This window comes from Intestinimonas massiliensis (ex Afouda et al. 2020) (assembly GCF_001244995.1).
In the GTDB taxonomy this organism is placed as follows: domain Bacteria; phylum Bacillota; class Clostridia; order Oscillospirales; family Oscillospiraceae; genus Intestinimonas; species Intestinimonas massiliensis.
The window spans coordinates 674,385-687,320 of sequence record NZ_LN869528.1 but is presented as its reverse complement, the minus strand read 5'-3'; the positions used below and the strand labels follow the sequence as shown (position 1 = coordinate 687,320).

General features: G+C 65.3%; 17 protein-coding genes. 5 read left to right on the top strand and 12 right to left on the bottom strand.

From position 1 onward, the window contains the following. Positions 1 to 14: 14 nt before the first annotated feature. From BN2154_RS03505 to BN2154_RS03480, 6 genes are all read right to left on the bottom strand, one after another. The gene (locus BN2154_RS03505; RefSeq protein WP_050617455.1) at positions 15 to 320 is read right to left on the bottom strand and encodes a hypothetical protein; all 306 of its coding nucleotides are present in this window, start codon (positions 318 to 320) and stop codon (positions 15 to 17) included. Between the two features lie 18 nt (positions 321 to 338). Continuing rightward, positions 339 to 1,199 carry a type II secretion system F family protein gene (locus tag BN2154_RS03500; protein WP_050617454.1) on the bottom strand — a complete coding sequence of 287 codons (861 nt, stop codon included), beginning with the start codon at positions 1,197 to 1,199 and terminating at the stop codon, positions 339 to 341. Continuing rightward, on the bottom strand, positions 1,192 to 1,467 hold the full coding sequence (locus BN2154_RS15685) for a hypothetical protein (RefSeq protein WP_154666633.1): 276 nt from the start codon (positions 1,465 to 1,467) through the stop codon (positions 1,192 to 1,194). The genes BN2154_RS03500 and BN2154_RS15685 overlap by 8 nt, the downstream gene beginning before the upstream one ends. A gap of 93 nt (positions 1,468 to 1,560) precedes the next feature. Next, positions 1,561 to 2,490 (bottom strand): transglutaminase-like domain-containing protein, encoded by a 930-nt coding sequence (locus BN2154_RS03490; RefSeq protein WP_050617452.1) that lies wholly within the window; start codon positions 2,488 to 2,490, stop codon positions 1,561 to 1,563. Next, positions 2,487 to 3,233, bottom strand: a complete 747-nt coding sequence (locus BN2154_RS03485) for a sortase (RefSeq protein WP_050617451.1) — start codon at positions 3,231 to 3,233, stop codon at positions 2,487 to 2,489. The genes BN2154_RS03490 and BN2154_RS03485 overlap by 4 nt, the downstream gene beginning before the upstream one ends. A 32-nt stretch (positions 3,234 to 3,265) precedes the next feature. Next, entirely contained in the window at positions 3,266 to 4,477 is a 1,212-nt protein-coding gene (locus tag BN2154_RS03480; protein WP_050617450.1) for an AfsR/SARP family transcriptional regulator, read from the bottom strand. A gap of 261 nt (positions 4,478 to 4,738) precedes the next feature. Between BN2154_RS03480 and BN2154_RS03475 the strand changes: the two genes are divergently transcribed. The 4 genes from BN2154_RS03475 to BN2154_RS03460 all read left to right on the top strand — a co-directional run bounded on the left by BN2154_RS03475 (position 4,739) and on the right by BN2154_RS03460 (position 6,865). Next, positions 4,739 to 5,377: a hypothetical protein gene (locus BN2154_RS03475; RefSeq protein ID WP_050617449.1), complete on the top strand. Its 639-nt coding sequence runs from the start codon at positions 4,739 to 4,741 to the stop codon at positions 5,375 to 5,377. A gap of 3 nt (positions 5,378 to 5,380) precedes the next feature. After that, positions 5,381 to 5,668 (top strand): DUF1294 domain-containing protein, encoded by a 288-nt coding sequence (locus BN2154_RS03470; protein WP_050617448.1) that lies wholly within the window; start codon positions 5,381 to 5,383, stop codon positions 5,666 to 5,668. 171 nt (positions 5,669 to 5,839) lie between these two features. Then, positions 5,840 to 6,052: a cold-shock protein gene (locus tag BN2154_RS03465; RefSeq protein WP_050617447.1), complete on the top strand. Its 213-nt coding sequence runs from the start codon at positions 5,840 to 5,842 to the stop codon at positions 6,050 to 6,052. Between the two features lie 252 nt (positions 6,053 to 6,304). Continuing rightward, positions 6,305 to 6,865 (top strand): manganese efflux pump MntP, encoded by a 561-nt coding sequence (locus BN2154_RS03460; protein WP_050617446.1) that lies wholly within the window; start codon positions 6,305 to 6,307, stop codon positions 6,863 to 6,865. Between the two features lie 47 nt (positions 6,866 to 6,912). On the opposite strand, the gene BN2154_RS03455 is transcribed toward BN2154_RS03460, so the two are convergent. From BN2154_RS03455 to BN2154_RS03430, 6 genes are read right to left on the bottom strand one after another with little or no spacing between them, the layout of a single operon-like run. Next, the gene (locus BN2154_RS03455) at positions 6,913 to 7,674 is read right to left on the bottom strand and encodes an MBL fold metallo-hydrolase (protein ID WP_050617445.1); all 762 of its coding nucleotides are present in this window, start codon (positions 7,672 to 7,674) and stop codon (positions 6,913 to 6,915) included. A gap of 21 nt (positions 7,675 to 7,695) precedes the next feature. Next, positions 7,696 to 8,529 (bottom strand): MBL fold metallo-hydrolase, encoded by an 834-nt coding sequence (locus tag BN2154_RS03450; RefSeq protein ID WP_050617444.1) that lies wholly within the window; start codon positions 8,527 to 8,529, stop codon positions 7,696 to 7,698. 4 nt (positions 8,530 to 8,533) lie between these two features. Further along, on the bottom strand, positions 8,534 to 8,743 hold the full coding sequence (locus tag BN2154_RS03445) for a DUF896 domain-containing protein (RefSeq protein WP_050617443.1): 210 nt from the start codon (positions 8,741 to 8,743) through the stop codon (positions 8,534 to 8,536). A gap of 18 nt (positions 8,744 to 8,761) precedes the next feature. Beyond that, positions 8,762 to 9,559, bottom strand: coding sequence for a YlmH family RNA-binding protein (locus tag BN2154_RS03440; RefSeq protein WP_050617442.1), 798 nt, complete (start codon positions 9,557 to 9,559; stop codon positions 8,762 to 8,764). After that, positions 9,556 to 10,047, bottom strand: a complete 492-nt coding sequence (gene ybaK / locus BN2154_RS03435; protein WP_050617441.1) for a Cys-tRNA(Pro) deacylase — start codon at positions 10,045 to 10,047, stop codon at positions 9,556 to 9,558. Before ybaK ends, BN2154_RS03440 begins: the two co-directional genes overlap by 4 nt. Before the next feature lie 28 nt (positions 10,048 to 10,075). Next, positions 10,076 to 11,830 (bottom strand): ABC transporter ATP-binding protein, encoded by a 1,755-nt coding sequence (locus tag BN2154_RS03430; protein ID WP_050617440.1) that lies wholly within the window; start codon positions 11,828 to 11,830, stop codon positions 10,076 to 10,078. A 167-nt stretch (positions 11,831 to 11,997) separates the two neighbouring features. Between BN2154_RS03430 and BN2154_RS03425 the strand changes: the two genes are divergently transcribed. Continuing rightward, the gene (locus BN2154_RS03425; protein WP_050617439.1) at positions 11,998 to 12,921 is read left to right on the top strand and encodes an AEC family transporter; all 924 of its coding nucleotides are present in this window, start codon (positions 11,998 to 12,000) and stop codon (positions 12,919 to 12,921) included. Positions 12,922 to 12,936 lie beyond the last annotated feature (15 nt).

Below are 12,936 nucleotides of genomic sequence, written 5' to 3'. Positions count from 1 at the left end.
AATGAGGATCCCTCTCAGCGGATGGGCAGTACGGTGATGTCCGGCATCAGATTGGAGGCGACGTAGCGGTAATCTACAAAGTACCGCTCCCGGTCCACCGACACGCCATAGCGTTCCTCCAGGTCGGACAGGTCCCGGGGGTAGGCCCCCTCCAGGGCATAGCACTGGACCGCCGCCCGCCGGATGGACTGCTCAGCCAGGGAGAGGGATTCCCGGCCTGCCCGGTTCCCCAAAGTGCCCGTGATGAGAAACAAGGCCAGCGGCAGGGCAACCAGCACCCCCAGCAGGGGCAGCGTCCGGCAGAGAGAAGGGCGTTTCATGCGACGTCACGACCTTTCCTAGCCGCCCACGGCGGACAGCACCCCCAGCAGAGGCAGCATGACCGACAGCAGCACCAGGCCCACCGCCGCGCACAGCACGATGACCAGAGCATATTCAAACCGGGAGAGCAGACGGGTTAACAGCTCCTCCCCCTCCGCCTGGCAGCGGGCGGCCACCTCGGTCATGGCGGCGTCGGAGGCGCCGGAGCGGAACCCGGCGGACAGCAGACCGGCCTGGAGGCCAGTGAGCAGGCCGGCATCCTCCACCGCCCGGGGGAAGGGGACGCCGGAGAGCATCTGTGCCCGGCACGTCCCCACCTGGGTCTGGAGGGGAGTGCGCTCCAGCAGCTCGGCGGTGCGGTCTATGGCCTCGTCCAGGGGCAGGCCGCTCTGGAGCATCAGGGCCATGGCGGAGGCGAACTGCCCCCGGGCCAGGGCGGCGCCGGTGGCCCCCCGGGCAAAGAGCGCGGCCCCCCGCTCTCCCCGGAAAAAGAGAAGCAGCACCGCCGCTCCCGCCAGGAGCAGGACGGCCAGCGCCACCGCCGCCCAGCGGCCCAAGCCGCCGAAACGCAGCAGGGAGGCGGCCATGGGGGATGCGCCGCCCCCCACCTGGGCAAAGACCTGCGTGAGCACCGGCAGCACCCGGCGCACCAGCACCAGGAACACCAGCGCGATGAGGGCGGCCATCACGGCGGGATAGGTCACTGCCCGGCGGAGCGCCTCGCCGGTGGCAGACTGGCGGCGGTAATAGCCGCTCAGGGCCTCCAGCACCTGCTCCGCCCGCCCGGCGGCCAGGCCGATGGATACCATACGCAGCAGATAGGGGGGGAACTCCCCCGCTTCCGCCAGCGCCCGGTCCAGCGGCTGTCTCTTATACACATCTCGTTGTGTATAAGGGGCAGCTCCAGCACCGGGAGGCCGTCCTCCGGCCGGGGGGGATAGCCCTCCTCCCCGCAGAGCTCCCGAAGCCGGCCGCCGTGGCAAGGCCCGCCAGCAGGGCGCGGCTTCGGGGCGTGGGGGCGTCCTCCGCCAGCAGGGCTGCGCTGTCCGACCAGGACATCCCCGCCCGGCAGAGCTGGCCCAACTGCCAGCACAGGACGGACAGCTCGTCGCCGGTCAGAGCGGTCTTCGTCTCGTTTCGTTTCATGACAGACCTCGCAGGTTACAGATTGGCGGTCCCCCCGAAAACGGGGAGAAACAGGGACGGGCAGACCTGGGCCAGCCCGTCCCTGCCAGGGGATCAATAGGCGTACTTTTGGCTGTAGTTGGAGTCGGTGGTGACATATTCCATAATGGAAGGGCTCCGCTTGCCGCTGGAGACAAAGGTGGGGTCCATCAGGGTCCAGTCCTTGCCGTCAAACCGGATGGCACCGGCGATCCAGCCTGTGCCATCCACATAGACGTCGATCCAGGCGTGGTAGATGGTGCCCGCATACCCCACCACCAGCTTGCAGGGAATGTTCTGACTGCGGAGCATGGCGGTCATCACGGCGGCATAGTCAAAGCAGATGCCCTTTTTGGCCGCCAGAATGTCGTCCACCACCGGCAGGTAGCCGGAGGAAACGGTGGACGCCTTGTCGTAGTCGTAGGTGAAATGGTCCACCACAAAGTCAAAGACCTTGCCCACCTTGTCCAGGTCGCCGGAGGCGTCCTGACACAGCTCCGCCGCCTGGGCCGCCGTGGCGCTGTCGGCGGTGTAGTTGACGTACTGATTGCTGTAGAGGAAGGGCAGAAAATCGTTGCGCAAGGTCATCTTCACCGAGGTGGAGTAGGCCTGGGCGTATTTGGAGCCGTTGGTATTTTCAAAGACCTTGACGGAATAGGTGCCGTCCCCCTCGGTGAGCGGGAAGGTCTCAGGTTCGCCGGCGTTGTTCAAGTCATAGGTGTAGGTGGCGCCGCCGGTCTTGGCGATCTGGACCTTGATGCGCACGCTCTTGCCGCCGGTATACGCCACGATGAGATAGCCCTCGCTCAGGTTAGAGGCGTCCACGCTGGCCTTGGCGTTGGAGTAAACGGTGACGCCGGTCTGGGTCTCCTGCTTGGCAGGCAGACAGGCGGCCCGGGCAGACTTGGCCTCCGCCCCGGCGGCCCCGGCGGCCAGCGCCGCCCCCGCCAACAGGCACAGACCCACCAGCAGGCTGCCCGCCCGCCGGAACAGAGTCTCTTTCATGCGTTCTCACCCTCCAAAGGAGCAGATTCCAGATAGTCAAAGTCGCTGCTGTCGTCAAAGATCCCGTCCAGAAGGGCCCGGACCACGATGCGGTGGTCGGAGATACCGATGGGTTCGCAGGAGGTGATGGTCAGGCAGCTATAGCCCGTGGTGGCGATGGGGCTCCAGTCGTCGGGCTCCACCACCCAGGTGTCGTCGTAGAGATAGCGGTAGATGCAACCGCCGCCGGTGAGGTAGAAATAGTCCCCCTCCCCCAGCGTGTCCACATAGTAAAAAGGGGCGTGGTCGGTGACGTTGCCGTTCTTGTCCAGGCCATTGCGGTGGCCCGCCAGGGACACGTTGCGGTTGCCCTCCCCGGGGAGCTGGGCGTACTCGTACAGCCCCACCCCCTTGCTCAGGGTCTGGGCGTCGGTGCCGTCCCAGATGGTGCGGGTGATGCCGATGGCCGGGATATACAACTCCAGAGATCCGTCCACGTAGTCCCTGCGCTCCTGAGTGATGGGCCAGGCGCCCACCTTCAGACCGTCCACCACCTCGGGCATCACGGAGGCGGTGGGCTCCGGTGTGCCGGAGGGCGCCGGGTCGGGCTCGGCCGTGGGAGCGGGAAGAACGGCGGAGGGGGTGGGGCTGGGCTCCGGCGCTGAGGCGTTCCGCCCGGACAGCAGCAGCGCCGCCGCCAGCAGAAGCAGGACCGCCGCCCCGGCCAGGACGGCCGTCAGGATGGTTTTGGTGTTGGCTTTCATACGCTCTCCACTTATCAATCTATGCCGAACGTTCAGTTTAGTTCGATCTCCCGCACCCGGACGGTCAGCTTGAGGAAGTTGCGCCGGTGCTGCTGGTAGAAGGCGTTGACCACCCGGTCCATGACCATGTTGCTGTCCTCAAAGTTGGCGGCGGGCAGCAGAATGACAAACTGAGCCCCGCTGAATTTGGACACCACATCGCCCCGCCGCAGGTTCCGAACCAGGACCTCCTGAAGCTGGTCCATGGTGGCGGAGAGCACCTTCAGGGGCGGCACGCCCCCGTCGGGCAGGGACACGGTGATGAGGCACAGGTGGACGCAGGCGCCGCTCCGGAGGGCGCGGCGGGCCTCCAACCGGTAGGCCTCCTTGAAGAAGCCGTACTCACAGACAAAGGCGCCGGGCCGGGAGGCGGCCTCCTTCAGATCCCCCATAATGACGCCCAAGTCGGTCTCCAGCGTCTTTTCTGTGGACATGATCTCGATATACAGCGCCCGCAGCTCCTCCGACGGGCGCACGCCCAGGTTGCGATAGAGCAGGTCGGTGGCCTTTTCGTAGTGGGCCAGGGCGGCGGTGTCCCGGCCCTGCCGCAGCAGGGAGCGGACGATCAGGGTGTGCAGGCCCTCATCCAGGCCGTCCAGGGCGCTGGCCTGCTGGCAGATGTCCTGCATCTCTTCAAAGAGCTCCGCCTGTTCCAGCAGGACGGCCTGGGCCTTTACCGCCGATAAGTACAGCCCGTGGTAGCGCACCGACAGGGGGATAAGCCACATCTGGTGGTCCAGCTTGGGCAGCAGGTCCCCCTGGTACAGGGAGAGGGCGCTGCGGTAGAGGTCCATGCGGGATTCGCTGGAGAGGGACTCGTCCGCGGCCCGGGCGCACAGCGCCTCGAACCGGTCGGTGTCCAGGTCGCAGCCCACCGCCGGATTCCACAGATAGGCCCCCCGCTGGGCCAAAATGGGCTGCAGCTCGCCGAACAGGGGCTCCAGCATGGAGCGGATGCGGTAGAGCAGCGTCTTGAGGGCGTTGACCGGGTTGGAGCTGTTGTCGTCCGGCCAGAACGTCTCGATAAACTCCGTTTGGGGGACTGGCCGGTCCCGGTGCAGGATCAGATAGGCCAGTACGCTCCACAGCTTCAGAGAGCGGTTGATGTCGTCGGTAAGGGCCGTTCCGTCCAGCTCCAGGGCAAAGCCCCCGAGCAGGGAGACGGAAACCGTTTTGATCACCGTTGGCTCTGCAGTGCGCTTCATACACAGGGCCTCCTTCCAGGGCGGATGGATTCGAGAGTTCGCAAAAGAGGAATCAGCGGATCAAGCGCGGCCCCAAGCAAGAAGGGGCTATCATAATTATAGTAACAGATTTTTCAAAAAAAAGAAAGGGAGAAATTACAGATTATCAAAAAATTTTTTAATAAATAAAAAATATGTAACCAAATTGGAGGAGGAGCCGAGCAAGCCTTGCGTTTCTGGGGCGGATAGAGTAAAATAACCGGGAAAAAGGAGGCGGGAAGCATGGAGCAGAACTATGGGATCACCAGTCCGGAGCTCTTTACCATCCTTGACGGGGACCGGGCCTGGCGGGGGGCGGACCAGGAGTGGTACGCCGACGAATGGCAGCGCAAGGCGGGCTGCGGCCCCACCACCGCCTCCCACCTGGTCAGCTATCTGGCCGATACCCGGCCGGGCTGGGGGGATTTGTACCCCTCCCACAGCCGCCGGAAGAGGGACTTTCTGGCTCTGATGAACGAGATGTGGGAGCACGTCACCCCCGGCCGCATGGGGGTCAACACCCTGCACGCCTTTGTCCGGGGGCTGGAGAGCTATGCCCGGGAGAAGGGGCTGGAGCTTCCCATCCGGGAGCTGGACGTGCCCGCCCTCAAGTCCGCACGGCCCACCGTCGGCCAGTGCGCCGCCTTCCTCCGCACCGCCCTGGCCGCCGACAGCCCGGTGGCTTTCCTGAATCTGTCCCACGGGCTGGTGAAGGAGCTGGATAGCTGGCACTGGGTCACCATCGTAGGGCTGGAACAGCACGGAGACGGACTCATGCAGACCACGATCCTGGACGGCGGCCGGGAGTACGCCGTTGACTTCCGGCTGTGGTTCCAGAGCACCCGGGCCGGAGGCGGGCTCATCTATGTGCCGGGGGTGTGAGCGATGCGGGATTATTTGGCCGGACACTGGACGCTGGTCCTGCTGTGGGCGCTGGTCCTGAGCGCGGTGGATTTCTGCCTAATGGGGGTCGATAAGCGGCGGGCCCGCCGGGACGCCTGGCGGGTACCGGAAAAGACCCTGTGGCTGTTCGCCCTGCTGGGGGGAGCTCCCGGCGGCTGGCTGGGGATGCGGGCCTTTCACCACAAGACCCGCCACTGGGATTTCCGGTACGGCTTCCCCCTGCTGGCGGCGCTGGACGCCGCTCTGCTGCTCTGGCTGCGGCTGGGGTGAGCGGCGGTGAGCGACAATCTTTTCCCTTGACAATCCCCCGGGGCGGGGGTATAGTGAGGAAGCTGTTTTGCTGTATGAAATGATTGACGTGTTCCTCGATTGTTTGTACGAAATCGGGGGACATGTCTTTTTTTGTCTCACAAAACAAGTTTTTTGCAGGAGGTATCCGATATGTATCAGGGTACTGTAAAGTGGTTCAACGCGGAGAAGGGCTTCGGCTTTATCTCCAACGACAACGGCGGCGAGGACGTGTTCGTCCACTTCTCCGCCATCCAGACCAGCGGCTATCGTCAGTTGGAAGAAGGCCAGAAGGTCACCTTCGATACCGAGCCCGATCCCCGCGGCAACCGCGGTCTGCGGGCCGTCAATGTGGTCCCCTGCTGAAACAGGCCGGACGCAGAAACGCGGGGGAGAGGCGCCGCCTCTCCCCCGCATTTTGTTGGACCGGCTTGACTTTTTTGACGAAGAATGGTATAGTAGCACCCACATAAGGGAGTAGTCGGCGCGCTGCGCAGCCGGGCCAACATACTGGAGGGAGAACCTCCTGGCTCGGCTTGAAATGACGAGACTTATCTGTTTGAGGCAGATGGGTCTCTTTTTTTGTGCCCTCTGCAAAGAAAAAGGAGGAACCAAACCATGCAGCTTTGGGAACTGTTCGTCATCGCGGTGGGCCTGTCCATGGACGCCTTTGCCGTGTCCATCTGTAAGGGGCTGTCCGTGCAGCGGCTGCGCTGGAGCCACGCCCTCACCGCTGGAGCGTGGTTCGGGGCCTTTCAGGCCCTGATGCCCTTGGCCGGCTGGCTGCTGGGCACCCGATTCGAGGGGCTCATCACCAATGTGGACCACTGGGTGGCCTTTGTGCTGCTGGTCCTGATCGGAGGCAACATGGTCAAGGAGTCCCGGGGCGCGTGCGAGGCGCTGGACGCCTCCTTTGCCGTCCGGGCCATGTTCCCCCTGGCTGTGGCTACCAGCATCGACGCCCTGGCCGTAGGGGTCACCTTCGCCTTCCTCGGGGTGGACATCCTCCCCGCCGTCTGCTTCATCGGCTGCACCACCTTCGTCCTCTCCGCCGTGGGGGTCAAGGCAGGCAGCGCCTTCGGCGCCCGGTTCCAGTCCAGAGCGGAGCTGTTCGGCGGTGCGGTGCTCATTGCCATGGGCGTGAAGATCCTGCTGGAGCACCTGGGGGCGCTGGGATAAACAAGGGGCCGGACGCGCAGCGTCCGGCCCCTTGTTTCTGATGGGAGCTACAGCCAGACGGCCCAGTCCCCATAAGCATAGGTGCCGCTTCCGTGATGGAGCCTGCCCTCGGATTTCAATTCCCGGAAGGCGTCCCGCATCCGGACCAGAATATCTGGGCCAACCGCCAGACTGTGGTGGCCGGGAAAGACTCGCTTGACGTCCAAGGAGGCCACCTTTTCCAGGGAGAGAAGGTAGGCCTCCGGGTCGGTAGAGGGATAATAGGCGAAAAGGGTGCCCAGGTAGACAAGGTCGCCGGTGAAGAGGTAGCCCCGGTCCGCCTCATAAAAGCACATATGCCCTGGAGAGTGCCCGGGCGTGTGAAGTACCTGGATGCGGCGGTTGCCAAGATCAATAAGGTCGCCGTCCCGCAGCACCCGGGTAGGCGTGCCCTGGAAGAGAGAGTAGGTGCGGACGTCGTAGCCCTCCGGCAGATCGCAGCGATCCACCACCATGTCCTGGATCTGCGCCGGCGACAGAGGAAAGCCCCCGTGGAGCCAGTCCAGTTCAGCTTCGTGGGCGTAGAAATCGGGAAAGTAGCGGTGGCCGCCGATATGGTCCCAGTGAATGTGGGTGGCTACGGCGGTGACCGGCTTTTGCGTCAGTCGGACCACCTGGTCATAAATATTGCAGATGCCCAGGCCGGTGTCGATAAGCAGGCTGCGCTCCGAGCCGTTGAGCAGATAACAGTGGGTCTCCTCCCAGTGGCGGTACTCGCTGAGAATAGAGGTATCTGGGTCGATTTGGTCCAGGGTAAACCAGTCTTTCATGGGTGTGCGGCTCCTTTCTCGCTACAGCTCCAGCACGGCGCCGGAGGACAGAGAGTGGAGCCGTTCCCCCAGTACCGGGCGCAGCAGCTCATAGGCCGGCGCGCCGGTGCAGTGGCCGGTCCAGACCTCCTCCACGCCCAGCTCCAAAAGACGGCGGCCCAGCGCCTCCACCGCCGCGGGCGGCGCCCCCAGGGTGGTCACGCCCCCGTGGCCCATCAGGTGAAAACCGCCCAGGAAGGCCCGAACGGGCCGGCCGGGGAAGAAACGCCGCGCCTCCTCCACCACCGTATCCGCCCCGGCGTGGGAGCAGCTACTAAAGAGCACCAGCCCGTCGTCAGTCACAAAAATCAGGCTCTGTTCATGGGAAAAGTCGTCGTCCACTGCCCCGACGGCGGTCTCCCGGTACATGGACACGGCCCTCCCCCGCCGGGCCAGGCCGGGGGTGTCGTGGGGCAGCAGCCACACGCCGGGGGCGGCCTCCAGAGGCCCGTCCACGAAGCGCAGCCGCTGGGCGTACCCGGCCAGCTCCCCCGGCACGCCGATGTACCGGGGCTCGGACCGGGTGCGGACATAGCCGGGCTCCAGCGCCTGGGGGCGCAGGTAGAGCGGCGCGGCGGCGTTGCGGGCAAAAAAGGCCGAAAAGCCGCCGGCGTGATCGAAATGGCCGTGGGAGAGGACGGCGGCGTCCACCGCCCCCAGATCCACCTCCAGCGCGGCGGCGTTTTCCACCAGGCGGGGACTGGCCCCCGCGTCCAGCAGCCAGCGGCGACCGCCGTGCTCGATGTGAAGGGACAGGCCGTGCTCGCAGGCCAGGCCCGCCGGGGCGGTGTTCTCGATCAGGACGGTGACGCGCATGAGCTCACTCCTCCTTCTTCGGCAGCCGGTGCCGGGTGCCGTCCGGTTCCTGGATGAGGGTGCGGTCCAACTGCTGCTCCAGGCTCTTGCGGACGGCGGCCACGTATTCCGCCCGCAGGGCGGCCCGGTCGGCCTCCTCCGCCGGGGTCAGGGCCTCCCCGGCCTTCACCCGGCGGGCGTAAGCGTTGATGCGGTCGATCTTTGCCTGTTCCATGCTCCCGGCTCCTTTCCGCTACACGTAGCGCTCGATCACGATCATGGTCCGGCCCTTCTTGGAGGGGCCGGACACCTCTTTCAGCACGCACTTGCCCAGGCCCCGGCAGGTGATCACGTCCCCCTCCGCCACGGTCCGGTCGGGCTTGACGCACTCCCGACCGTTGAGGGCCACCTTCCCCGAGGAGATGGCGTCGGCCATTTTGGACCGGGCCAGGGAGAAGCCCGAGGAGGCCACCGCATCCAGCCGCAGGGTGGCCACCGTGTCCCGGATGATCTTGACCTGCCGGACGGGGGGGACCAGCTCGTCCAGCGCCATGGGGACCGCCCGGACCCGCTGACGGCCCACCTGGTCGAGCTGGGTCAGCAGGACCTTTTCCGCCTCCTCCAGCACGATCACCTGACAGGCGCCCTCCCCCACCAGCAGGTCGCCCACCTTCTCCCGCGTGATGCCCAGGCCCAGAATGGAGCCCAGAAAGTCCCGGTGGGTCAGCCCGGCGCCGGTGGGGACGCTCAGACGCAGGGCCCGCAGGGGGCAGTCCGGCCCGGCCCGCCAGTCCTCCGCCTCCAGCCAGTCGGGGAGGAAGGCGCAGACGGTGCGCTCGGCCTCCTCATAGCCGCCCCAGAATCGGTGCCGGGGCCGACCCGAGGCGGCGATGAGCCGCTCTGCCGCGGTCCGCTCGGCCAGGGAGAGGAAAAAGGTGTGGGCGGGGATGCCCCGGTTCCGGGTCAGGTCCAGCTTGTCCAGCACCCGGGCCAGCACCAGCCGCTCGTCGGCATCGGCGGCCAGCTTGTTCAACAGTTCCGTCTTGTTCATAGGGCCGCGTCTCTGGTCACCGGGGCGAAGTCCGCCTCCGCCAGCCCGGCCAGGTCCTGGGGGGAGAGCTCCACCTGATAGCCAATCTTCCCGGCGCTGACCACGATGGCGGCCTGAGCCCGGGCGGAGGAATCCAGCACGGTCCTCAGCCGCTTTTTCATCCCCAGGGGAGAGCAGCCGCCCCGGATGTAGCCGGTGAGGGGGGTGAGTTCCTTGACGGGGATCATCTCGATGGACTTCTCCCCCACCGCCTTGGCCGCCTTTTTCAGGTCCAGCTCGGCCAGCACGGGGATGACAAAAACATAGTTGGCCTTGGCGGCCCCACGGGTCACCAAGGTCTTGAACACGGCGGCGGGGTCCTTGCCGACGAGACCGGCCACTGTGGCCCCGTCCACCGCCTCCCCCTCGCTATGCGCGTACTGGTGGGGGGTATAGGGCACCTTCTTCTGCTCCAGAAGGCGCATGACGTTGGTTTTCTCTTCCCGCATATGGGTTCCTCCTTGCCTGAGGGGATGGTTAGACCGCAGTGCTCTTCTGGGCGTTGTAGAGCCTGGCGTACGCCCCGCCCTTGGCCATGAGCTCGGCGTGGGTGCCCTCCTCCACGATGCGGTTGTCGTCGATGACCAGGATGCGGCCGGCCGACCGGATGGTGGACAGGCGGTGGGCGATGATGAGGGTGGTGCGGCCCACGGCCAGCTCGTCGAAGGCCCCCTGGATGCGGGACTCGGTCACCGCGTCCAGGGCGGAGGTGGCCTCGTCCAGAATGAGGATGGAGGGGTTTTTCAGAAAGATGCGGGCGATGGACACCCGCTGCTTCTGCCCGCCGGAGAGCATGACGCCCCGCTCCCCCACATAGGTCTGGAAGCCGTCGGGCATCTCCACAATGTCGTCGTAGATCTCCGCCTTCCTGGCGGCGGCCACGATCTCGGCCTCGGTGGCGTCGGGCCGGCCGTAGCGGATGTTGTCGTAGATGGTGCCGGCGAAGAGGAACACGTCCTGCTGGACGATACCGATGTGCTCCCGCAGGGAGTGCTGCTGCACCGTGCGCACGTCCACCCCGTCGATGAGGATGCGCCCGGCGGTCACGTCGTAGAATCGGGGGATGAGCTGGCACAGGGTGGACTTGCCCCCGCCGGAGGGACCCACCACCGCCACCGTCTCGCCGGGCTTTATGTGGAGGGTGACGTGGTCCAGCACGGGCTCGCCCTCCGGCTCGTAGCGGAAGGTCACGTCGTCCACCAGAATGTCGCCCTTGACGTCGCCCACCGCCGCGGCGTCGGGGGCGTCCTGAATCTCAGGCTCCACCCGCATCAGCTCCACGAACCGCTTGAAGCCCGCCATGCCCTGCATAAACTGCTCCACAAAGGCGGACAGCTTGCGGATGGGGGTGATGAAGGTGCCGATATAGAGGAAGAAGGTGGTCAGGTCGATGAGCTCCATGCGGCCCTGCATCATCAGATAGCCGCCGAAGGCGATGACCAGCACCGACATGACGCCCATGCAGAACTCCAGGCCGGACTGGTACACCGCCATGGCCCGGTAATAGCCCCGCTTGGCCCCCCGGAACCGGGAATTGGACCGCTCGAACTTGTCGATCTCGGTGGCCTCGTTGGCGAAGGCCTTGGCGGTGCGCATGCCGGAGATGGAGGACTCCAGCTCCCCGTTGATGCCGGCCATCTTCCGCTTGACCTCCGCCGAGGCGTGCATCATCCGCCGGCGTTGGAGGACGGTGAAGAGGAGAAACAACGGCACCACGGCAAAGACCACCAGGGCCAGCTCCCACCGGATGGTGAGCATGACCAGAAAGGCGCCCGCCAGGGTGACGGTGGAGATGAACAGGTCCTCGGGGCCGTGGTGGGCCAGCTCGGTGATCTCGAACAGGTCGGTGGTGACCCGGCTCATGAGCGGACCGGTGCGGTTCTTGTCGTAGAAGGAGAAGGACAGATCCTGCATGTGGGAGAAGAGGGCGGAGCGGATGTCCGCCTCGATGCGTACCCCCAGCAGGTGGCCCCAGTAGGTGACGATGAAGTAAAAGATCCCCTTGAGCAGGTAGGCCAGCAGCAGGGCGACCATCACGGCGAAGAACAGGCCGAACAGCCGCTGGGGCAGCATGTGCTGCATGGCGTACCGGGAGACCAGAGGAAAGGCCAGATCCACCAGCGAGATGCCCAGCGCGCAGAGCATATCCAGAAGGAAGATGGCCAGGTGGGGCTTGTAATAAGAGGCGAAGATGCGCAGATAGCCGCTTTTCCGCATCTGTTCCGGGGTCATGAAGACCCTCCTTTCAAATGGAAAGATGTTTCTGTTTTTTAGTATATCGCCCCACCGGCGGCTTTGTCAACCGATGGGGCCCGGGGCTTTACTTTTCGGCCAAACCATCTTATAATATCTCATCATCCAAGATGGGGCGCTCGCCCCGCGCGGAAAGGCGGGATCGTATGCTGGAAAGTCTCCTCCTGGTGGCGGGCCAGGTCCTGACCCTTTTCCTCCTGATGGGGATCGGCTTCCTGCTGGCGCGGATCGGGAAGCTGACCGAAAAGGCCGTCAGCGAGCTGTCCTTCCTGGTCCTCTATATCGTCATCCCCTCCGCCATCATCCAGTCCTTTCAGGTGGAGCGGACGGCCGAGCTGATCCGCACCCTGCTGATGGGCGGGGCGGTGATGGCCGTGTTCTACGGCATCCACATCGCCGTGGGGCAGTTGTGCTACCGGAAGCAGCCCCTGGACATCCGGGGCCCCATGCGCTTCAGCCAGGTGTACTGCAACACCGGCTTCATGGGCCTGCCCCTTCTCTCCGCCATCCTGGGGGAGGAGGCGCTCATATTCGGCGGGCTGGCCATCGTCATGTTCAACCTGTTCCAGTGGACCCACGGCGTGCGCATCATGGGGGGCAGGGTCTCGCTGAAGTCCACCCTGATCAACCCCGGCACCGTGGGGCTGGCGGTGGGGCTGTTCCTGTTCCTCACCGGCTGGCGGTTCCCCGGCCCGGTGAGCAAGGCCATCGGCTATGTCTCCGACCTGAACACCCCCCTGGCCATGATGGTGGTGGGGGCCCAAATGGCCCGGGCCGACCTGAAAAGCACCTTTACCCGGCCCATCCTCTACGGCTCCGCCCTCTACAAGCTGGCGGCCGCCCCCGCCATCGTCCTGCTGGTCCTCCTCCCCCTGAAGGTGGACCCCATCCTCTTCTGCGCCTGCGTCATCCTCAATGCCACCCCCACCGCCGGCGTGACCGGGATGCTGGCCCAGACCTACGGCCGGGACACGGTGGTGTCGGCCCAGACCGTCACCCTGTCCACCCTTTTGAGCATCCTCACCCTGCCCGTCTTTGCCACGCTGGCCCGGACGCTGACCGGGATCTGACGGCCCTGCCTATTC